16 protein-coding genes are annotated in these 22,208 nt (G+C 37.5%); 6 read left to right on the top strand and 10 right to left on the bottom strand.

Translation table 11 applies throughout. From position 1 onward, the window contains the following. The first annotated feature begins 2 nt into the window (after positions 1-2). Positions 3-1,385 (top strand): NCS2 family permease, encoded by a 1,383-nt coding sequence (locus tag FYJ25_RS04085; protein WP_154580604.1) that lies wholly within the window; start codon positions 3-5, stop codon positions 1,383-1,385. A gap of 767 nt (positions 1,386-2,152) precedes the next feature. Here the strand turns inward: FYJ25_RS04085 and FYJ25_RS04090 are convergent. The 3 genes from FYJ25_RS04090 to FYJ25_RS04100 are packed head-to-tail and all read right to left on the bottom strand — an operon-like array spanning position 2,153 to position 5,422. Continuing rightward, positions 2,153-4,180: a DUF6449 domain-containing protein gene (locus tag FYJ25_RS04090; protein ID WP_154580605.1), complete on the bottom strand. Its 2,028-nt coding sequence runs from the start codon at positions 4,178-4,180 to the stop codon at positions 2,153-2,155. After that, complete coding sequence (locus FYJ25_RS04095) at positions 4,155-5,054, bottom strand: ABC transporter ATP-binding protein (protein ID WP_147607661.1); 900 nt, start codon at positions 5,052-5,054, stop codon at positions 4,155-4,157. Before FYJ25_RS04095 ends, FYJ25_RS04090 begins: the two co-directional genes overlap by 26 nt. After that, positions 5,051-5,422 carry a GntR family transcriptional regulator gene (locus tag FYJ25_RS04100; RefSeq protein ID WP_005351150.1) on the bottom strand — a complete coding sequence of 124 codons (372 nt, stop codon included), beginning with the start codon at positions 5,420-5,422 and terminating at the stop codon, positions 5,051-5,053. Before FYJ25_RS04100 ends, FYJ25_RS04095 begins: the two co-directional genes overlap by 4 nt. A 690-nt stretch (positions 5,423-6,112) precedes the next feature. On the opposite strand from FYJ25_RS04100, the gene FYJ25_RS04105 reads away from it, so the two are divergent. The 4 genes from FYJ25_RS04105 to FYJ25_RS04120 all read left to right on the top strand — a co-directional run bounded on the left by FYJ25_RS04105 (position 6,113) and on the right by FYJ25_RS04120 (position 9,265). Further along, positions 6,113-6,442 carry a PadR family transcriptional regulator gene (locus FYJ25_RS04105; protein ID WP_005351149.1) on the top strand — a complete coding sequence of 110 codons (330 nt, stop codon included), beginning with the start codon at positions 6,113-6,115 and terminating at the stop codon, positions 6,440-6,442. Then, on the top strand, positions 6,432-7,046 hold the full coding sequence (locus FYJ25_RS04110) for a DUF1700 domain-containing protein (protein WP_154580607.1): 615 nt from the start codon (positions 6,432-6,434) through the stop codon (positions 7,044-7,046). The genes FYJ25_RS04105 and FYJ25_RS04110 overlap by 11 nt, the downstream gene beginning before the upstream one ends. A 1-nt stretch (position 7,047) precedes the next feature. Beyond that, on the top strand, positions 7,048-8,007 hold the full coding sequence (locus tag FYJ25_RS04115; RefSeq protein ID WP_154580608.1) for a DUF4097 family beta strand repeat-containing protein: 960 nt from the start codon (positions 7,048-7,050) through the stop codon (positions 8,005-8,007). 343 nt (positions 8,008-8,350) lie between these two features. Beyond that, positions 8,351-9,265, top strand: coding sequence for a calcium/sodium antiporter (locus FYJ25_RS04120; protein ID WP_154580609.1), 915 nt, complete (start codon positions 8,351-8,353; stop codon positions 9,263-9,265). 250 nt (positions 9,266-9,515) lie between these two features. Here the strand turns inward: FYJ25_RS04120 and FYJ25_RS04125 are convergent, their stop codons facing one another. After that, entirely contained in the window at positions 9,516-10,892 is a 1,377-nt protein-coding gene (locus FYJ25_RS04125) for a TrpB-like pyridoxal phosphate-dependent enzyme (RefSeq protein WP_005351131.1), read from the bottom strand. A 1,009-nt stretch (positions 10,893-11,901) separates the two neighbouring features. Here FYJ25_RS04125 and FYJ25_RS04130 point away from each other — a divergent pair. Next, positions 11,902-12,918 carry an aldose epimerase family protein gene (locus FYJ25_RS04130; protein ID WP_330578259.1) on the top strand — a complete coding sequence of 339 codons (1,017 nt, stop codon included), beginning with the start codon at positions 11,902-11,904 and terminating at the stop codon, positions 12,916-12,918. Between the two features lie 109 nt (positions 12,919-13,027). On the opposite strand, the gene FYJ25_RS04135 is transcribed toward FYJ25_RS04130, so the two are convergent. The 6 genes from FYJ25_RS04135 to FYJ25_RS04160 form a co-directional block, all read right to left on the bottom strand. Then, on the bottom strand, positions 13,028-14,059 hold the full coding sequence (locus tag FYJ25_RS04135) for a galactose ABC transporter substrate-binding protein (protein ID WP_154580610.1): 1,032 nt from the start codon (positions 14,057-14,059) through the stop codon (positions 13,028-13,030). 196 nt (positions 14,060-14,255) lie between these two features. Continuing rightward, positions 14,256-15,233 (bottom strand): sugar ABC transporter substrate-binding protein, encoded by a 978-nt coding sequence (locus FYJ25_RS04140; RefSeq protein WP_154580611.1) that lies wholly within the window; start codon positions 15,231-15,233, stop codon positions 14,256-14,258. Then, positions 15,230-17,071, bottom strand: coding sequence for a cache domain-containing sensor histidine kinase (locus FYJ25_RS04145; protein WP_243145679.1), 1,842 nt, complete (start codon positions 17,069-17,071; stop codon positions 15,230-15,232). Before FYJ25_RS04145 ends, FYJ25_RS04140 begins: the two co-directional genes overlap by 4 nt. Then, positions 17,058-18,656 (bottom strand): response regulator, encoded by a 1,599-nt coding sequence (locus tag FYJ25_RS04150; protein ID WP_154580613.1) that lies wholly within the window; start codon positions 18,654-18,656, stop codon positions 17,058-17,060. Before FYJ25_RS04150 ends, FYJ25_RS04145 begins: the two co-directional genes overlap by 14 nt. Positions 18,657-18,987: 331 nt before the next feature. Further along, complete coding sequence (locus tag FYJ25_RS04155) at positions 18,988-20,637, bottom strand: galactose/methyl galactoside ABC transporter permease MglC (protein ID WP_021907961.1); 1,650 nt, start codon at positions 20,635-20,637, stop codon at positions 18,988-18,990. Between the two features lie 18 nt (positions 20,638-20,655). After that, positions 20,656-22,164, bottom strand: coding sequence for a sugar ABC transporter ATP-binding protein (locus FYJ25_RS04160; RefSeq protein WP_154580614.1), 1,509 nt, complete (start codon positions 22,162-22,164; stop codon positions 20,656-20,658). Between the last annotated feature and the right edge of the window lie 44 nt (positions 22,165-22,208).

Consider the following 22,208-nt stretch of genomic DNA (forward strand, 5'->3'; position numbering starts at 1 on the left):
TTATGTTAGAAAAACTTTTTAAACTATCCGAAAATCATACGGATACGAAGACAGAGGTTTTAGCGGGTATTACGACATTTATGACTATGGCGTATATTTTGGCTGTTAACCCAAGCATTATGGCTGCTACCGGTATGGATTCCGGAGCTGTATTTACCGCTACTGCTCTTGCCGCTTTTGTCGGAACATTACTGATGGCGATTTTCGCAAACTATCCATTTGCTCTGGCACCGGGTATGGGACTGAATGCATACTTTGCCTATACTGTTGTAATCGGTATGGGATATACCTGGCAGTATGCACTGACTGCTGTATTTGCAGAAGGTATTATTTTCATCCTTCTTTCCCTTACAAATGTGCGTGAGGCGATTTTTAATGCAATTCCGATGAACCTGAAATCTGCCGTTAGTGTGGGAATTGGTCTTTTTATTGCATTTGTTGGTTTACAGAATGCACATATCGTTGTGGGCGGTTCTACATTACTCCAGTTGTTTTCTGTAGATGCGTACAATAAAGCGAATGGTGTGGAAGCTTCTTTTAACAATGTCGGAATTACGGTAATTCTTGCATTGGCAGGTATTATCATTACCGGAATTTTAGTTGTTAAAAATATTAAGGGAAATATCCTCTGGGGTATTTTGATCACATGGGGACTTGGCATCATTTTCCAGTTTGCAGGACTTTATGTACCGAATGCAGATTTAGGATTTTACAGTCTTTTACCTGACTTTAGCAAAGGGCTTTCTATTCCAAGTCTTGCTCCTATCTTTGGAAAGCTTCAGTTTAAGGGAATTTTCTCTGTAGACTTTATCGTAATTTTATTTGCATTTTTATTCGTTGACCTTTTTGATACGATCGGAACACTTGTCGGTGTATCTGCCAAAGCAGATATGTTAGATGAAGAAGGAAAGCTTCCTCATATTAAAGGGGCACTTCTTGCTGATGCTGTAGCTACTACTTTTGGTGCAATCCTTGGAACTTCTACCACTACTACTTTTGTGGAAAGTGCTTCTGGAGTATCCGAAGGAGGAAGAACAGGACTTACTTCTGTAACGACAGCGATCCTTTTTGGATTATCTCTATTTTTATCACCAATCTTCCTTGCGATTCCATCTTTTGCTACCGCGCCTGCTTTAGTAATTGTTGGATTATATATGCTTAGTAATGTTACAAACATTAACTTCACTGATATGTCCGAGGCTATCCCTGCTTACGTATGTATCATTGCAATGCCATTCTTCTATAGTATCTCCGAAGGTATCTCCATGGGAGTTATCGCTTATGTTGTTATTAACCTTATCACAGGAGAGGCAAAAGAGAAGAAGATTAGTGCATTGATGTATGTACTGGCAATCCTGTTCATCTTAAAATACATTTTTCTATAATTTTCAAGTTTTCTAAAGCGTGTTTAAAAAATTATGGGGCTGTCGCACCAAAAACAGCCCTACCCTATGGCAGGGATTCATGCATTGCATGGAATCACTGCTATATTTTTATAACAAGCGTGGGACCTATGGTATAAAGAGCAGACGACTTGCGTTTTGCTACTCAACTTTCGAACGTTTATGGAAACGCCATTCGCACTAAACTCGCTGCCGCTCAGACAACGTGCTCGGTGGCGGGTTCGTTCTCAAGTTTCGTGACGCAAAACCTGCAAAGCATCTGCTCTTTATACCATAGGCATCCACGCTTTTTTCATAAATCTTCGGAATCCGATTCCATTGCAAATACATGAATCCCCTCCATTCGCCACGCCCGATGCCAAAAGCTGTTTTTGTTTCCCTAGTCTGTGGCAAAGCAAAAATGAACCATATCTATTCCAGCAGGGATATTGAAACTGCCTGATCTTTTCGTCTATCACATTTTTTTGCGCAATTTTCTACTTTTCCTGCCTGTGTTCCATACCATATTGTTCCATCATCTTCACATACGCTTCCTCCTCTGCCTGTAATGCATCCCCATTTGCCCAGAAGGACAGGGCAAATATAGAAATACAAAATAGTATAACTGTGCTTAAAATTCTTATGATTCCATATATATACACCTTTTTATCAAAGAGTTCCAGAAATCCTTGTGCGGTCAAATACCCGACAAGGAATCCTGCTGTATTTGCAATCAGGTCATCAACTTCAGGGAGTCTTCCTGTATTAAATTACTCCTTTAATAATTGCTGCATTTCATCATCTGTACAAATAGAATAGCAATATATGCTATTTCCTCCATTTTTATTTTCATAATTTACCTGAATATCCATGTTTCCATTTATTACGGTTATTCCCGGAACATTTACCATCTGCTGAAGAACAAGTTTCTCTTTTACTTTATTAATTCGTTTTTTATCTGTTATTCTATATCTGGTATTTTCTCCGGTATTTTCATCATATCCTTCAACCCAAATACTACTGATATTTAAGTTATCTATTGTCTGGTTTACAGCACAGCCTTTTTGTGCTAAAAATGCAAGTGTCTTTTTAAAAGATGGATAAATATAATACGTATCCTGTGTTGCATTTTCACTTTCCATTGTTCCACCTATTGATATATCTATATTTCCTACGGGAACTGTTTTTTGTACATCTGTGTAGCTTAAGCCGTCTAACTCACTTAAATAAGTCTCAAAGAACTGCTTTTTCTCTTCTTTTGTAAGGTTTAAATATTCTGTTTCTATCCCTGACCAGGTTATTTCTTTAATATCATTATAATTTCCTGTATAGAGAGAATAGATATTCTTTTTAAATTCTCTTGTCGCATACAGTTTATTATAAAGTTCTTTTGCCTTTTTGGAACGAAGGGTATAGTTTCTTACTTTACGGTTTCCGTTTTTCATACAAAATGTTGTAGAAATCTCAATATCACCGCTCATCACTTCTTTTTTAGATACAGATGCAAAGAATAAAAACTTGCTGTTTTTCTCATAGTACCCTGAAGAGGATGTTGCTGCACTGTTTTTTACTTCTGCTGATTCTTTGATTACGGAAAGAGCAAGCTGTTTTTCTTCTCCTTTTAATCCTGCTCGTTCTTCCCCTTTCCCCCAATATCCGTAACTATTTACTTCTGTTGGCTTTATTTCGATGCTCTCTACGCTGGATGCTTTTGGTATATACCTGTCATATCCAAAAAGATCTGCACTAAAGCTTGCCATGATAAACAAGGAACCAAGCATGATAACTATGAGTTGTTTTTTATGACAAAAAATCGCTCTTACATCAAATTCATAAATGCATTCAATTAATGCGTGTATGACGAACACACCAAATACAACTCCGAATATAAGCCAGAAAATGGAGCTTGCATTTCCCAATGAATAGAAAATGATTCCTGAATATAAGGCCGATGGAATGACTAATAACACTTTAATTGCTGTATTTGCCTTTGTAAATGCCATGGCCCGTTCTGCACTTTCTGCCGGTCGTCTATTATAGAGCGCGCGGCACAGTACATATAAACCGATAATCCATAAAAGAAGAATCATTATATACTTTATCTGTATTTCTCCGCTGCTATTGATATCTGCCATTCCCCGAAGTCCGATCCATACCGGAGAAAGATAGTTGGTTATATTATTATAAACATTATCTGCTGTATTCCCAGAATAGGTGGCGAAAAAAGAGCCAGCGTATAATGGGAAAATGTTATAAATAACAATTGGAAAATAGCTTGCAAATACTCCAAATCCTAATATACCAACGATAATATTCCCTGTCATAATCATTGCCAGAGCCATCGTCAGCCATGTTGCTGCAAAAATTAACAAATACCAGAGACTAGAACTGACTATTTCCCATCCTCCTCCAGAAATCTGTTGCTGCGCAATGACAAATTCTATTGCTTCTTCTACAACAAGCGGAATCAGAAAAATAAAGAGGCTGTTTTGTACTACCAGACGAAATAATGTAGCTCTCTTTATTGGAAGGGATTCATAAAAATCTGTCTGCTTTCTGGAATGTAAATAATAAAGACTTACTGCCGCACTGCATACTGCCAGGCCGATTACCACACCTGCCATTCCCATATTCGGACGAAACAAACGAAGCACTTCCGCATATGAGGAACATTCATTTACTCCCATTACTAAAAAAACTGCTTTTATAAAAAATGTAAGCACTGTGACAATCGTCATGCCAAGCATTCTCTTTCTATTTTCCCTGCTTAGCTTAGAGTATGAGATTCTTGATGTCATAACCTACTACCTCCGTTTCACTGATAAATATTTCTTCTAAGGACAGCGGAATACATTCATAAAATACCGGTTTTAATACAGATAACTTCGCCATTACCTGTTCTTCACTGCCCCTGACTGTCATTGTGACAAGCTTTCCTCTTCGGTTAAATTGTAAAATGTCAAACATTTTCTCCAGCTTCTTGTCATCCTCTCCTGGCAATGCACACTGTACTTTCTGAATATTACACTTCATCGTTTCTAAATCTTTCGATAAGAGAACACCACCCTTATGCAACAGTCCGACATGATCACAAATATCTTCTAATTCTCTCAAATTATGCGATGCAATAATCGGAGTAAACTTTCTTTCATCAATTTCATTTGCCAAAATACTTTTAATCCCCTGGCGCATAACCGGATCAAGCCCGTCAAACGTCTCATCACAAAACAAATACTCTACTCCACTGCATATTCCAAAAAGAATCGAAAGCTGCTTTTTCATTCCTTTAGAAAATGTCTGAATCTTACGATCTTTTTGTAAAGTAAACTTCACCAGAAACTTACGGAATCTCTTCTCATTAAACGCAGGATACAATGTCTTATAAAACGCTGCCATATCTAACGGTGTCGCATTTGGAAAAAAATACTGCTCATCAGAAATATAGAAAAACTTCTGCTTCGCTTCCACGCAATCCCATACAGCTTCCCCATCAATCAGAATCTCTCCTTCCTCTGGCTTTAACACCCCTGCCATCATACGAAGAAGGGTACTCTTTCCTGCACCATTCGTTCCAAGGAGACCAAAAACCTGTCCCTGTTCAATAGAAAGACTGACATCACTTACGGCTGCAATCTTATCGAAACGCTTGCTGACCTTCTTAATTTCTATCATCTTTCCACCTCCTCATAAGCTTCATTAATACAGGCCAGCGCCTGTTCTTTCAAAATACCTCTCGCTCTCAGCTCCTCTACATTTTCTTTAAACTTAATCAGAAGCTTCTCCTGTTCTTTTATAATCAGATTCTCATTCATCTTCACAAAATTCCCTCTTCCCTTTACGGAATAAATAAATCCTTCTCTCTCCAGCTCACTATATGCCCTCTGAATCGTATTGGGATTAATCGAAAGTTCCATCGCCAGCGAACGCACTGATGGCAGCTTTGAATCCGGCTCCAGCACTCCATTCAAAATCAATGTCTGAATCTTCTCTGTAACCTGTTCATAAATTGGTCTTTTGTCATTATAGTCAATAAAAATCACATCGAACCTCCTTCCTTTCTGTACTGCTAAATTCAAGTCGAACATCCGTGAGACTTGGCGCGTGATTCTGGTCAGCGAAGCTGACATGTTCTTATCAGAATCACTGCGCATCCTCGTGGAGCGTTTATCTCAGTCGGAGATTGGACTCCCACTGAGACAAATTTGCTATTACTCACCACCTGAAGAGGTGGGAGTCTTCTCGACTGAGATTAAACTTCAAAAATTTTAAGCGTGCGTGATTTGCGATTTCTTGTTGTTCGAAGTGTATTAAACATGTTAGTAGTGTATTAATACTATTAATACACTTAATATACCTTAGAGATACCCCAATGTCAAGGGGGAGACGAAAAATTGAAAACTCTATCATACAATAAATGCTTCGTTTCCCTGCGTCCAAACTGCTCGTCCGCAGCTTGAACTTGCTCTAAGGCGCATTTATTGTATGATAGAGTTTTCACTTTTTCTGTCTTTGACAGTATTTGAGGTAGAAATCAGAAATTGAGAAAATATAGTATCGCTTCTATAAGTTCAGAGCTGCGAAGACAAACTACGGTAAAAGGCTTCTTCCTTAAATTTATTGATTTTGCAATTTCGTCAGCTTTTCTCTTGACAAATGCCATATATGTATTATAATTCAATATATAAAATTTTTATATATAAATATTTAAAATATAGAAAGGATGTGATTTTATGTTTTACTATCCACTTTCTTCTTTACTGATCGAATGTCTGATTCTCTCTATTGTTGAACGAGAAGATTCTTATGGATATGAGATCAGCCAGACAGTGAAGCTGGTGGCCAATATTAAGGAATCTACGCTTTATCCGATCTTAAGAAAGTTAGAACAGAATGGATACCTGCATACTTACAGCCAGGAATTTCAGGGGCGTAACCGCAAGTATTATTCCATTACCGATTCCGGGAAGGAGCAGCTCATTTTCTTAAAAAAAGAATGGAACGAATATTATCACACAATTGATGACATCATCGAAGGGAGGATGATACCTGATGGAAAATAAAAGATATAAAAAGGAACAGGATATCCATTTAACAAAAGAAGAATATCTTGCCCAGCTAAAGAAATATTTAAAAAGACTTCCAAAAGAAGATTACAACAATGCGATGGATTATTTCACAGAATATTTTGAAGATGCCGGTTCAGAAGGAGAAACTTCTCTGATGCAAGAACTTGGTACACCAAAAGAAGCTGCCTATGATATTCTTGATAATCTGATCAGCGAAAAGAAAAAAGATCCCGGCACTCCGGTATGGAAGATTATACTACTTACCTTCCTTGCAATCTGCGCCGCACCTCTCGGCGGTTCTCTGCTCATTGCTGTGATCGCTGCTGCACTTGCCTGTGTTCTTGTAATCATTGCCGGGCTTCTATGTATTTTTGCTTTAGGAGCTGTCTCTGTTATTATAGGAGGAAAACTTTTTCTCCGGGGCGCAGTTGCCATAACTGCATCTCTTTCTGGTGCAAGCTTAATTTCCGGTGCAGGATTATTTAGCATTGGACTTGGTATTCTCGCTGTTTTAGCAGTCATTTATTTTTGCAAATGGATTATTTTAGGACTTGCTCATCTAATTCAGAACATGAGCAGAAAAAGGAGTGTGAAATAACATGAAAAAAACTACAAGAACACTTTTAGGAATTGGCAGTGCTTTCTGTCTGATCGGCGCACTTTTATTTGGAATCGGATTTGTGAGCGGTGGCACAAAGTACGTTCATGCCACGAATTTAAATACAATGAATGCACAGTCAGACCAAGATGCAAAAGAGAATCATTTTACATTAGAGAAAACAGAACTGTCTGATTTTAACTCTTTAAATGTAAACTTAAAAAATTCAGATTTTAATATAAAAGAATCTCCCAATGAGAAAAGCTACATTGAATATGTGCAGGAGACAACAAAGGCAAAAAACCCTCTCTCCTATTCCATAAAGAATAATACATTAACTTTAAAAGAGAACGGAAACACCGGAGCTTCTTACACTGTTTCTGTCGATATCAGTTTTTTACAGCCTCTTCTTTCCGGAAAAAATATGGCTTCCTACATGGACGAAAAGTCCAACTATAAAAACTATGTCACTCTCTATCTTCCGAAAGGCAAGCTGCTGTCTTCTGCCAAAGTCAATCTTGGATACGGTGATTTTTCTTTAAACAGTGCTTCCCTTAACACTGCCGATATCACACTTGACGACGGAGATTTCATTGCTGATACGATAACGGTAAATAATGGAACAATTTCTCTTTCTTATGGCGACTGTGATTTTAAAAAAGCTTCCCTTAGCAACACAACGATTAAATCAGCCGATGGAGACATTTCTATGAATAATCTTTATTTATCAGAAAAAGTAAAACTCGACCTCTCCTATGGTGATGCGGTACTTACTTTAAATGATTCCACAAAAAAGACAGCCGGATTCGACCTCATCACCCATTACGGAACAATCAATACTTCTTCTCTTACCGGAAGTAAAACAGAAAAAGACGATGAGGAAACTTTTAAATCAAAACCAACAGATGGAAAAACAGTGCTTAACATAAGCTCTGAAGATGGAGATATTACAATCAAGTAACTAACCAATGCCATTCATCTGCTATCTTAGATATGTAAGTCTTCTAGTAAGAAGATAATAAAAAATTTTTTATTGACAAAACCCCTTTTTTTAACATAGAATATAAACAATAAGAGGGAGTAGTTGATATCCATAGAATTCCTGATTTCTTGGATGAATAACAGTCGTCATCACGCCACAAGGCCGGGTGTTATTGAAATAACGAGACTTTTATCAATCATCTATAATTATTTCAGAATCATTTTATATTCACTATAATCACTATGATTTTGAATAATTACAATTATTTTTGATGTGATAAAGGTCTTTTTTTATTTTCCTTTATCACAAGAAAGGAGAATATATGGAATATGTATTACTAGTAGTCGGATTTGTTCTTTTAATCAAGGGGGCGGATTTCTTTGTAGAAGGAAGCTCTTCTCTCGCCCAAATCCTGAAAGTGCCCAGCGTTGTAATCGGTCTTACCATTGTTGCAATGGGAACAAGCGCACCGGAAGCCTCCGTCAGCATCAACGCCGCCCTTGCAGGAAGTAACGATATCGCCATCAGTAATGTTGTCGGATCGAATATTTTCAATGGATTAGTCGTTGTCGGGGTATGTGCCTTTTTATCTGCATTCAAAACAAATCGTGATATTTTAAAAAGAGATATGCCACTCAACATCCTTGTCACATTTATTTTATGCCTTATGTTTCTTGATGGAAAACTCAGCCGGATAGAAGGCGGTATCCTCTTTGCCGGAATGATTTTATATATTGCCGTCATGATCTATCACGCAATCAAAAATCAATCGGAAAACGAACCAGAAAAAATTCTTTCTTTGCCAAGAAGTATTATTTACATGATTGCCGGTCTCGCTGCAGTCATCTTCGGCGGTGACTTAGTCGTTGATAAAGCATGCATCATTGCCACTAACTTCGGCGTAAGCCAGAACTTTATCGGACTTACTATCGTCGCTATCGGAACCTCGCTTCCGGAACTGGTAACTTCCATTGTTGCCACCAAAAAAGGAGATAGCGGTCTTGCACTCGGAAATGCTATCGGCTCTAACCTGTTTAACATCTTGTTTATCCTTGGGTTCTCAGCCATCCTTTCACCACTGCACGTACTAAATGAATCAATCATCGACTGCGGTATTTTATTAATTAGTAGTATCCTTTTATTTATCTTTGCAAAAACAAAGCAGCATATGTCAAAACTTGAAGGAATTGTCTGCATCGGACTGTACCTGGCATATATGGGATATCTTTTGATTTAATTTAGCGGATACAGACGAAAAAAAGAAAGCCAGCCTATAGCAAAGGTAAAGATAGTCGCGGCGTAAAAAATGCCTGACCGGCATTTTTACTTGCTCCGACATTACCTTTGCTATAGGCTGGCTTTCTTTTTTTCTGTTCTCTGACTCCAGATATGATAATTAAATCTTCTATAGGATATTCGGTAATCATCCACTAGAGCGTGTTTGAAAAATGCTTATAATTAAACACAGAAACGGTCTGTTTACATTATTATTCCGGTTGTTTTGGTAAGCCGGCAAATCCTGCTTCTAAATCCTTATCTGTAGGAATATAGTCGCTCATCTCACCATTGTTATATTTTTCATATGCTACCATATCAAAGTATCCGGTTCCGGTAAGTCCGAAAAGAATTGTCTTTTCTTCTCCAGTTTCTTTGCATTTTAAAGCTTCATCAATGGCTACACGAATCGCATGACTGCTTTCTGGTGCAGGTAAGATTCCTTCTACTCTTGCAAACTGCTCTGCTGCTTCAAATACTGATGTCTGTTCTACACTTCTTGCCTCAATCAAGCCCTGATCGTATAATTCAGATACGATACTGCTCATTCCATGATAACGAAGTCCTCCTGCATGATTTGCAGATGGGATAAATCCGCTTCCTAATGTATACATCTTTGCCATTGGGCATACTTTTCCGGTATCACAGAAATCATAAACATATTTACCACGTGTTAAACTTGGGCAGGAAGCCGGCTCTACTGCAATAAAGTGGTAATCGGCTTCTCCACGAAGCTTTTCTCCCATAAATGGAGAGATTAAGCCCCCAAGGTTGGAACCACCGCCGGCACATCCAATAATAATATCCGGCTTAATTCCATATTTATCCATAGCAATCTTTGATTCTAATCCGATAACAGACTGGTGAAGAAGTACCTGGTTTAATACACTTCCTAAAACATAACGGTAACCTTCATGCTTCGTTGCAGTCTCAACCGCTTCTGAAATCGCACAGCCAAGGCTTCCTGTTGTTCCCGGATGTTCTTCTAAAATCTTCTTTCCAACTTCTGTTGTTGTAGATGGGGATGGTGTTACACTTGCTCCATAAGTACGCATTACTTCACGACGGAAAGGTTTCTGTTCATAAGAAACTTTAACCATATATACTTTACAATCAAGATCAAAATACGCACACGCCATAGAAAGCGCTGTTCCCCACTGGCCTGCTCCTGTCTCTGTAGTAACTCCCTTTAATCCCTGCTGCTTTGCATAATAAGCCTGAGCAATTGCAGAATTAAGCTTATGACTTCCACTTGTATTATTTCCTTCAAATTTATAATAAATCTTTGCAGGTGTTCCAAGCTTCTTCTCTAAACAGTATGCACGTACTAATGGTGATGGACGATACATCTTGTAAAAATCTTTAATCTCCTGTGGAATTGGAATATAGGCATCCGTATCATTTAACTCCTGCTTCACTAATTCTTTACAGAAAACAGGCTCTAATTCTTCTGGTTTTAAAGGCTCTAATGTTGCTGGATTTAATAAAGGTGCCGGCTTCTTCTTCATATCTGCACGCACATTATACCAGCTGTCAGGCATCTCATTCTCTTCAAGATAAATTTTGTAAGGGATTTCTTTATTGCTCATATCCTTCTCCTTTGCAAATCTTTTTCTTTTAATTTAATAATTTAACACTCTAGTCTAATACATTATGCTATACACAGTTTATACTATCTGTCTTCCTACGTCAAGTAGATTAACTATTTGATTCATTAGGGGAAACAGACGAAAAAAGAAATAATCCCATATCCCATCTGCTCTGTAGTCGCTGTGTTTAAGATGCTCATCCGCATCTTAAACACGCTCCGAAGCCGCATCTGGGATATGGGATTATTTCTTTTTTCTGTGTTTTGGCTCCAGAACGAATGAATGCAATGGTTTTTGTAATGGATAAGGAGAGAGGTCAGAAGACTACTGCTTGCTCGAAAGGTATACCATCCAGAAGAGAAAAATGATATATTGCCACAATATAGTAGTGAATTTATCGTATACAATGATAGCTGACAATATTATCTTATCAGCATTGACAGCATCGCGGAGATAGTATCAGAATAAGTCATAACCTTCTGACTCCTTCCCCATCTCTTTTCCAAAGACTATTACATTCATTCCATGTGATACCAACACACAGAAAATAAAAATAATAGACCATAGTAAATGAAATGTGAGAACAGGTAAATAAAATTCCATGACAGAGATATCTTTCGAACAAGCAGTAGATTTCTGACCACTCCCCCTTCTCTTCGCCAAAGACTATTGTATTCATTCCTTCTGGAGCCAACAAGCAGAAAATAAAAAGAATAGACTATCGCAAATGTAATGTGAGAGCAAGTAAAAATGCCGAACAGGCATTTTCTACGCAGTGATATCTTTACAGTTGCGATAGTCTATTCTTTTTATTTTCGTCTGTTTCCCTAATGAATCAAATAGTAAAAATTTATATTTTTTGAGTAGAATATCAAATGTTTTTCTATAAAATGACATGATAAAATATGTTTATATTGGCTGACTGTTCTGTTGACACATTTTATAGAATTGCTATAATTTTATAGAGAATAAAGATCAGTACATGAATATATGAGAAGGAGAGATTATTGTGGTTAAAGTAGAACTATTAAAAGAACTGAATAACGGCATTCGTTTTTACGCTTTGGAGAATGAATCTTTGAAGCTTGTTGTTGTAAATATGGGATGTAGAATTATGGAAATCCTTGCACCGGATGCTTCTGGAAAAAAGTCTGATGTGATTCTTGGTCTTAAGAATATTGAAGATTATGCAAATGATCCGGCTTATTTTGGAGCTGTCATCGGTCGTGTTGCTAATCGAATCGGAGATGCACGTTTCACATTAAATGGAAAGACTTATGAACTCTATGCTAATAATGGAAAGAATCATTTACACGGGGGAAAAGAAGGATTTGATAAGAAAATCTTTGATGTTACTCCTTTAGAGAATGGTCTTCGTTTCCACTATCTTTCAAAAGATGGAGAAGAGGGTTATCCGGGTAATCTGAATCTGTATGTAACGTACACTTTAAATGACAATACATTTTCCATTCATTATGAGGCAGATACGGATGCGGATACTGTCGTAAACTTTACAAACCATCTGTATTTCAATCTTTCTAATACATTAGAAAAAGTTACCGAGCATTCCCTTCAGATTAATGCAGATTACATCGGCTGCGTAGATGATACTTGTCTTGCAACAGGGGAACTGCTTCCTGTAAAGGATACTCCTTTTGATTTTAATGAAATGAAGAAAATCGGACAGGATATTGAAGCGGATCATATTCAGTTAAAGAATGCTTTCGGCTATGATCATTCTTTTGTATTAAAGGGAGACGAACGACAGTTAACTTTAGAAGAACCGGTTTCTGGCAGAAGACTTGTTATCTCAACGACCGCTCCTGTTGTGCAGGTTTACACTGGTAACTTCCTGAAGGATGGCTGTATCGGAAAAGCGGGAAGAGTATATGAAAACAGAGAAGGCGTTGCTCTGGAAACACAGCTTATGCCAAATGCGATTCATACCGAAGAAAACCCTTCTATTATTTTAAGAAAAGGGGAAAAATTTGAATCCACCACAAATTATATTTTTGAAACAATATAATTATAACTTGCCCCGCCAAAAATATTATAATTATGTAATCTATTAAGAAAAAGCAAAAACAAAACAGAATTCCCTACTATAAACTATGGCAGGGAATTCTGTTTTTTCTTTATGGAATCATGCTTGATACATTTTCTTTTGTTACTTTTTTATATGGCAGATAAATACATTTTTTGTTTTCGAATGTAATGTTCTCCATTCCTTTTCCTGTGACTGCGGCTGTGATAAGTTTCACCATCGCTTTTGCCTGTCCTTCTTTATCGTTATATACCGTTGCGGCGATTTTTCCTTCCTGCACTGCTTTTAATCCTTCTTTTGTGCCATCAATTCCAAAGAAAACAGGGATATTGGATTCTGTGTATCCAAGCTTTTCATAAGCATCTACCGCTCCAAGTACCATAGAATCGCTGTTTGCGATTACCATCTCTATATCTGTTTTATATTCTCCGATCAGCTGCATCATTCTTGTCTGTGCCTGGGCACGATTCCAATTTGCAATCTGATAGCTTAGTTTTTCCAAGGCAATTCCATTGGCTTTTAGACATTCTACGACACTTTCTGTACGAATGATCGCATCCTGATGTCCCATCTCTCCTTCTAAAATAACATACTGTATTTTTCCATCGTTATTTCTGTCAACTTTTTTATTGTCTTTAATGTAGTTTGCTGCAAGTTCTCCCTGTAATTCTCCCGACTGCTTTGCCTTTCCTCCTACATAGTAAAGTTTATCCCATCGCATCAAATCTTCTTCTACTGGCTCACGATTAAAGAAAATAATTGGAATATCTTTTTCTCTTGCTGCATCAATAATTTCAGACGGCTCTGTTCTGTCTGCCAGATTCACACACAAAACATTACATCCATCATTTATCATCTGCTTTATCTGATCGTTCTGAACTCTTTGTGACTTTGCCGCATCCATGATCGTCATACTTATGGCATAGCCCTGCTTTTCCATTGAACTGCATTCCTCTTTAAATGAATCTAACAATTCTCCAATAAAGGTGTCCTTTTGATCATAGCAGGCAACACCTATATAAATCTGATGATCCGTTTTGGGCTGGTTTTTACTGCACATAGAAAAAATCAAAGTCCCTGCAAACGCTGCCATTATGATTATTCCTGTGATTTTTATCTTCATGCGGTCCTCCTGTTATCTGTTCTTTTACTTTATATTTATTCAAGTCGAGCAGCCGCGAGACTTGGCGCGTGATTCTGGTCAGCGTAAGCTGACATATTCTTTACAGAATCACTGCGCATCCTCGCGGAGCGTTTATCTCATTCGTCAAATCATATTGGGGCTGCTTATTTGTCGCAATAAACTTGCTTGTCTCATTTTATTGACTGAGCGTAAATAACAAATCTTGATTTTCCTGCGAGAAAAGGTTCTGTCTGGTAAGTATAGTATACGGTACTTTCTGATTTTCCATCTGATAAAATGATGTACGTAACTTCTTGACTGTTTCAGCAACACATTGATAACCTGCCGTAAATTCATCAGATACAATAAGACTCTCTGCCCACCTTGTATCAAGACAATATACAGCCTCGGTGGAATTACCGATTCCATATACGATCGCTCCAGATAAATTATTTTGTTTGGCAGCTTCTCCGGCTTCTACAAGACTAGTATCATCCAATGCCAAAACTATATCTACCTTTCTTTGTGACTGTAATATTACTTTTTTCTTTATTCCTTCATCGCGAGATACCGACCATAAGATTTTTGCTCCACTATCCTTTAATGTATCACGAACTCCTTTTTCACGCTTGCTATCTGCTCCTGAACGACTACTCTCTGTATAAATACCTATTTTCTTTCCTCTAAGATTTCCATTGTTATTTTCAAGAAGTTTTCCTGCTAAAGCGACACCCATATCGTACTGATCCGGCTCCGTTACCGGAATAGCTGATTTTTTTTCTACGTTGTTATCAGGACTTTCTCCCGCCAGCATTATCGGTACTTTTTTCTGTATTTTTTTTAGCTTGGAATACTCTTTACTGCCTCCACCCATCTTTACAATAATCGCATCGGCACCTTTATCAATTTCCTGCTGAACGACTTCTATCTCATCTTCCGACATATTGATATTCGCCTTACTGATTAGCACCGTATTCACTCCGTATTCCTGCGATGCCATTTTTAATCCATACTTAAAGGCGGACCACTGGCTCTCTTCTATGTCAGGAATGACCACAGCAATTCTTTCTGCTTTTTGCTCATTTTTATTATACAGCATAAAAAAAGCTAACGTTGCAACCAGAAGCCCTAAAACAATTTCGGTTAAAATAAAGGTTCTTTTTCCATTCTTCATGTTTCTTCCTGTTTATCTTTCTGAGACGAACTCTCAAACTTCTTCCGGTTTTCCTCTGAATAAATGATTGCCGGTATTTTGATTGAAACGGTTGTTCCTTCGTCTAATTCACTTTCAATATGTAATCCGTACTGCTCTCCAAATAAAATCTTTATTCGGTTATTTACATTTACCAGTCCCACACCGGAACCTTTTTTATGTACTCTCTTCGTATCGGTGAGGAGAAATTCCACTTCCTCTTCTGGGATTCCCATTCCATTATCTGTTACAGACAGAAGAATTTCATCCTTCTGTCTGCTTCCACGAACAATAATTTCTCCGCAGTCATCCATTTCTCTTACACCATAATTAATCGCATTCTCTAAGATGGGCTGCAGAATCAGCTTTACGATACAACAGTCCAAAATATCCGGTGCGATATCAAAAGAAATCTGAAATTTATTTTTATAGCGTACCTTCTGAATATTCATATAACTTTGTGCATGCTGCAGTTCATCCTTAATAGATATAATCGTATGTCCTTTAGAAAGACTGATACGGAAAAGTCTTGCAAGCTGAGAAATCATGAATACGGCCTCATCATTCCTTTCTCCTTCGATCATCCATGTAATAGAATCCAATGTATTATAAAGAAAATGTGGATTGATCTGACTTTGGAGAACTTCCAATTCACTCTTTCTTCTCTCTGTCTGTTCCCATACAATTTTTTGCATTAACGCTGTATTTTGTTTATAAGATTCTCGAATAGATCTTCCCAGATGGCGAATCTCACGTGAACCTCCAATATAAATTTCTGACTCTTTTCCTTCTTCATATTCTGTAACGGAATTATTAAGCTTCATGATCGGACGTGAAATTCTTACGGATATAAGACGGTTAATTAATGTAAGCATCATCGCCATCAGTAAAATTAAAATAAGCACAAACTGCTTTATGTCAAGCATCTTACTTGAAAAAATAGAATATGGCATAACGCAGACTAACTTCCAGCCTGTATAACCAATCGTATCTACAACAATTTCTCTTCGCTCTCCATTGACTCTTTCTTCATACACACTTTCTTTTGCTGTCGCAGCTTTCTTACTGCTCTCATTTTTCATTCCATTATCAAGCTGTACCTGATGGGGATGATAGATAATCTGTCCATTGCTGTCACACAAATAAAAATACTGCCCGCTCCCCGCAGTATTAATTCTATCCATCATTCTTGCAATTCCTGAATAATCCATATCAACAAGCAGCACACCTAATTGTGTATTACTTCCATTCGTCAGCTCGACAACACGACTTGAAGAGATAACCCAGTAGTATCGACAGGACCCATCATCAAATAAATTCTGTACATGCGGTGTGGAAAAATGAATATTTTCCATCTGATTCATCGCATGCATAAACCACTCCTGTTTTGTCACGTTCGGATCTTCTTTCTGTGCTACAACAGGTTCTGCTTCCATCAGGCTTCCGGATTTGTTATAAATAGCAATGCTGCGAAGATTTTCTTTATTCGCTTCATATAAAAGATTCATCCCACTGTGAATCTTATCTGATTGACTGGAAATATCACTTTCTTTTATAATATCGTAATATAAAGCATCAGATATCTGCCGCATATTAATCAGATAATCTTCCACACTCTCTATGGTCTGATCCATCAATTTTTGATTATTTTCTAATATCTCCTGCCTTGACATACTGGAAAAACGCAAGTACATCACACTTCCCATACACAGCATGATCACTGCGGAAATAACAGAAAAGGCAATCATCAATGTTGTCTGTATATTTCCCGGTTTATACATAAATAATTTTTCTTTACATCCCTTCTTAAATGTTTTCATACTCTGTCCTGTATTTTGATGGGGATACCCCATATTGTCGTTTAAATACATAGCTAAAATAATTAGGGTCTGTGTATCCTACACTTTTTGCAATCATATAGCTCTTTTCATTTGTCTCTACAAGCATCCTGGCTGCCTTTTCCATACGATAACCTGTAAGATAACCAACGAAAGACTTTCCTGTTTCTTTTTTAAATATACTGGAAAAATAAGAATTAGAAACTCCTAATTCCCTGCATATATCGTCTAAACCAAGTGACTCTTCCTGATAATTATTGTGTACATATTCCTTTGCCTGATCAATAAGAGATCTCTTTGAATGATCTCTGGCATTTGCCATATCTTCATGTAATGCCAGACACAAGTTTAAAAGCCATTTTTCAAGTACCTGTGGTTCCATATTGCTTAGCAGCGTATATAACTGCCCTGCTCCACCGGATAATTTTTGAACATCCAGTTCATTATTCACCATAAAATGATACATTTCACTGATAAGTTCCATTACTGCTACGTGATATTTCTCTAGAGACTTTGCCGGAACAATCTTATGTTCCATATAGCGTTCTACTGCACTCTTAACATCCGGATTCTTCCCAAGACAGATCATCTTAAAAAGATATGCCAGTTCTGTTCCATCAGCTGCCTCTGTCGCTACCTTTCTTTTTGGAACGATCTCTTTTAAATTAATTGCCTGGTTGCTTCCATATAGTACCCGGTAAGAAACTGCTTCTCTTGCACTCTGATAAGACTTCACAAGCTCAAGAATGTTATCACAGACCTGACCAACTCCTACCGTCACAACTGCTCCGATCATATGATTTACATATTTACAAAAACGATCACAGGAATCCGTAAGTTCTGAAACTTCTTCTTTGCTTTCTAACTGAACAATCATTACCGTATCCCCTAAATAATTAAATCTCTTTCCTCGCCACTTCTCTTCTAGTCTTTCTCCAGCCTGGCGGTCAACAGAAATAGCTAAAAGCTGAATATCTATATCTTTCGGCACCTGTGTTGTTGACGTATGTATAATAATGCAGGCATACCATGGACCTGTAAAATCAATCTCATAGTTCATAATATACTTGCCAAGTTCCTCTTCCGGAACTCTTCCTTCTATCAGTGTTGAATAAAAGTTCGCCTGCAGCAGCGGTAGAGAATCCTTATAATACCTTTTAAGAAGCTCTGCACCTTTCTTTTCATTAATTTCTTGATCTAATTTCTTCTTTAAATCTTCAAAAACTTTTGTGATTTCTGCAGCATTCAATGGTTTTAATATATACTCTTCAATTTCAAGATGTACCGCTTCCTTGGCATATTCAAAATCATCGAAGCCAGTAAATAAAACTAACTTCGTTGCAGGATATTTTTCTCTTATCTGACCACATAATTCCAGCCCATCCATATATGGCATCCGAATATCCGTCATCACTACATCCGGTTGGATCTCCTCCAGCATTTCTAACGCTTTTAGTCCATTATTCGCATGTCCTACAACGGAAAATCCTAATTCGTTCCATTTTACCTTTTTTGCAATTATCTGAGTTACTTCTTCTTCGTCATCAACTAATAATAATGTATACATATCCTCTCTCCTCATTTATTAGTATTATATCAATTTTCCAAACATAAGTAAATCTCAGCACAACAAAAATAGTGCCAGCAGCTGCGATCCTTAGATCGTTTCTTCTGACACTATTTTCTCATATATTTATCTCAGTCAAGAAGACTCCCACCTCTTTCAGGTGGTGAGTAACAGCAAATTTGTCTCAGTGAGAGTCCAATCTCCGACTGAGATAAACGCTCCGCGAGGATGCGCAGTGATTCTGTAAAGAATATGTCAGCTTACGCTGACCAGAATCACGCGCCAAGTCTCGCGGTTGCTCGACTTGAATATTACCAAAGAGGAATTTTAATTATTTCTTCTGTACGTATTTCAGACAGTCAAGTGTTACTGCGATAAGAATAATGATACCTGAGAATACGAACTGAAGGTTTGTATCAATACCAAGAATTGTAAGGGAGTATGTTAATGCTGTAAAGATACATACACCAGTAACTACACCGGAAATCTTGCCAATACCACCAGTAAAGGATACACCACCAACTACGCAGGCTGCAATGGCATCCATATCCCAGCCCTGTCCATAAGCAGCGGAACCGGAACCTACCATTCTCGCACATTCAAGCCAGGAACCGAATCCATAAAGGATACCAGCCATAACGAATGCTCCAAGTGTAACTGCGAATACAGAAATACCGGAAACTGCTGCAGCTTCTGGGTTTCCACCAACTGCGTAAAGATTCTTTCCAAATGTTGTTTTATTCCAGATGAACCATACGATTACGATAGCAGCAAGTGCCCATAAAATAATTGTTGGGAATCCATTTACTTTAGGAATAATCATATTTGGAATGGTTGCTTCAATAGAACCAAAGGATACACCTTTTGTTGCATAAGTTACTAAACCAAAAATTACAAGCATGTTCGCCATTGTCGATATGAATGGATGCATCTTGAACTTCGCTGTAAAAAATCCTGCTATACTTGTAAATACCGTACATAAAACAATACATACAACTAAAGCTAAAATTACTCTTCCAACAACCGGAACGTTTGTAAAATCAAAGATATGTCCGAATACAGAACCAGTATTTACACCCTGATGCATAATAATAGTTGCAGCGGTCATACCCATACCAACCATTCGTCCAACAGACAAGTCTGTACCTGTGAGGAGGATTAATCCTGCTACACCAAGTGCCAGGAACATTCTAGGGGAAGCCTGCTGGAGAATATTCAGTATGTTATTATATGTGAGCAGAGGGGTTCCTTTTTTAATAGGAGTGATCACACATAATGCAATAAAGATTAAAATAATAGCAATGTACAATCCATTCTGTAAAAGGAATGTTCTACGATTGAATGTATATTTATAGTTCTCCCACTTCTGTGCCATCTCTTCTGCGAATGTGAAATCTGACAAACGCAGTAAATCTATAAGATGATACTTATAAGTAAGAGCATCATGTTTTCTGTCTTTAATTCGCTGTTTTTCTTTTTCCAGCTCTAACTTTTCATTAGAAATACGGTTCTTATGTACGTAATTCTCTTCTTTAATCTCAACCTGGTCAGACATACCTGCCAGTGCTTCTTTATGCTCTTTTTCTAACTGAGCAAGACGCTGTTTATGGTCTTCTAAAGCTTTCGCTTTTTCTGCCTCACAGCTTTCTTTTACTGCATTATAATACAGTTTTTCAAAGTTCTCTTTCAGGTAACCTTCTGCATCTGCGATCAGTTTTGCAACTTTATCTTTATTCTGTGCTTCTACAGCTTTTGCCTGATTTAACTTTGCCTCAAACTCTTTAATTTCATATTCTTTCTCTCCTTTAGAGAGAGTTTTATCTCTTTTTACACTTTCGATAAGATTCTGGTACTCGATTACTTCTGCTGTACCATGTTCTCTTAATTCATCAATTTCTTTTTGAATTTTACCAACATATTCATCAATTGGCTGTCTCAGCTGTCTTTCCTGTTCAGCCGTAAGAATTTCACCATTTGCCATATCTATCTTCTCCCTTAATTATAGGTATTTTGCACTCAGTCTCAAAAGTTCTTCCTGATTTGTTTCCTTGGTATTTACAATTCCGGAAAGATGTCCGTTTGACATAACACCAATACGGTTTGTAATTCCAAGAATCTCCGGCATCTCAGAAGAAACAACAATAATTGTCTTTCCTTCTTTTGCCATCTTGATAATCAAATCATAAATTTCATATTTTGCTCCAACATCGATACCACGAGTTGGCTCATCCATCATAAATACCTGTGGACTACGCTCCAGCCATCTTCCGAAAATAACCTTCTGCTGATTTCCACCGGAAAGACTTGAAATCATATCTCCAGGACCCATACATTTTGTATGCATGACTTTAATTTCATTTGCAGTTGCCTTTACCATCTTAGAATCAGAAATGGCAGCTCCACTTTTATATGAATGTAAGTTTGCGATCGTCGTATTGAAGGTCAAATCTCCTTTTAAGAAGAGACCATTCGCTTTTCGTTCCTCTGTAATAAGCGCAAATCCATAATCCATCGCTTCTTTTGCACAACTAAAGTTCATAAGTTTATTGTTCAGATAAACTCGTCCTGACGCTCTTGTTCGTATACCAAAAATCGTCTCTAACAATTCTGTACGGCCTGCTCCAACCAGACCATATAATCCAAAGATTTCTCCTTCTCGTACATCAAAGGAAACATCCTGTAAATACGGCTCAAACTTTGTTGATAAATGCTGAACCGACAACACAACATCTTTCGGCTGATTATCTACAGGTGGGAAACGATTCTCAAGAACTCGTCCTACCATCGCTGCGATCAGCTCATTCATATCTGTCTCTTTTGCACTCTTTGTCATAACAAGATTTCCATCTCGAAGTACTGAGATTTCATCACAGATTTCAAAGATCTCATCCATCTTATGAGAAATATAGATAAGGGAAATACCCTGATCACGTAACATTCTCATCATTTCAAAAAGCTTTTCTACTTCCTGTACTGTAAGAGATGAAGTAGGCTCATCTAATACAATTACTTTAGAATTATAAGAAATTGCCTTTGCAATTTCACACATCTGTCTCTGAGATACAGACATGTTTCTCATAGGCTGATCCAAGTTTACTGTCATACCTAACTTACGGAATAACTTGGATGCCTCATTCTTCATTCTCTTTTCATCAATTACTCCAAGAGAATTCACTGGATATCTTCCAAGGAAAAGATTATCCACTACGTTTCTTTCAAGGCACTGATTCAATTCCTGATGTACCATTGCGATTCCATTTTCCAATGCATCCTTTGGACCGGAAAAGTTTACTTCTTTTCCATCCAGATATATATTTCCTTCATCTTTCTGGTATGTACCAAAAAGACATTTCATCATTGTTGACTTACCGGCACCATTTTCTCCCATAAGGCCCATAACAGTTCCTTTCTTCACATCAAGATTGATGTGATCAAGTACTCTGTTTCGACCAAATGATTTACTCATACCACGTATCGATAAGATAGTATCGTCTCTCTTATCCTCCATACTTTCTGCTCCTATAACTAATATATTTACTGATATTACTTCTT

Source organism: Anaerobutyricum soehngenii (genome assembly GCF_009697165.1).
Classification (GTDB): domain Bacteria; phylum Bacillota; class Clostridia; order Lachnospirales; family Lachnospiraceae; genus Anaerobutyricum; species Anaerobutyricum soehngenii.

Bases quoted from the DNA above. Each gene is read 5' to 3' on its own strand.
- FYJ25_RS04095 (WP_147607661.1), bottom strand. From the start codon at position 5,054: ATGATAGAAATTAAGAAGGTCAGCAAGCGTTTCGATAAGATTGCAGCC.
- FYJ25_RS04110 (WP_154580607.1), top strand. From the start codon at position 6,432: ATGGAAAATAAAAGATATAAAAAGGAACAGGATATCCATTTAACAAAA.
- FYJ25_RS04105 (WP_005351149.1), top strand. From the start codon at position 6,113: ATGTTTTACTATCCACTTTCTTCTTTACTGATCGAATGTCTGATTCTC.
- FYJ25_RS04145 (WP_243145679.1), bottom strand. From the start codon at position 17,071: ATGAAAACATTTAAGAAGGGATGTAAAGAAAAATTATTTATGTATAAA.
- FYJ25_RS04085 (WP_154580604.1), top strand. From the start codon at position 3: ATGTTAGAAAAACTTTTTAAACTATCCGAAAATCATACGGATACGAAG.
- FYJ25_RS04135 (WP_154580610.1), bottom strand. From the start codon at position 14,059: ATGAAGATAAAAATCACAGGAATAATCATAATGGCAGCGTTTGCAGGG.
- FYJ25_RS04140 (WP_154580611.1), bottom strand. From the start codon at position 15,233: ATGAAGAATGGAAAAAGAACCTTTATTTTAACCGAAATTGTTTTAGGG.
- FYJ25_RS04090 (WP_154580605.1), bottom strand. From the start codon at position 4,180: ATGACATCAAGAATCTCATACTCTAAGCTAAGCAGGGAAAATAGAAAG.
- FYJ25_RS04155 (WP_021907961.1), bottom strand. From the start codon at position 20,637: ATGGCAAATGGTGAAATTCTTACGGCTGAACAGGAAAGACAGCTGAGA.
- FYJ25_RS04125 (WP_005351131.1), bottom strand. From the start codon at position 10,892: ATGAGCAATAAAGAAATCCCTTACAAAATTTATCTTGAAGAGAATGAG.
- FYJ25_RS04150 (WP_154580613.1), bottom strand. From the start codon at position 18,656: ATGTATACATTATTATTAGTTGATGACGAAGAAGAAGTAACTCAGATA.
- FYJ25_RS04115 (WP_154580608.1), top strand. From the start codon at position 7,048: ATGAAAAAAACTACAAGAACACTTTTAGGAATTGGCAGTGCTTTCTGT.
- FYJ25_RS04120 (WP_154580609.1), top strand. From the start codon at position 8,351: ATGGAATATGTATTACTAGTAGTCGGATTTGTTCTTTTAATCAAGGGG.
- FYJ25_RS04160 (WP_154580614.1), bottom strand. From the start codon at position 22,164: ATGGAGGATAAGAGAGACGATACTATCTTATCGATACGTGGTATGAGT.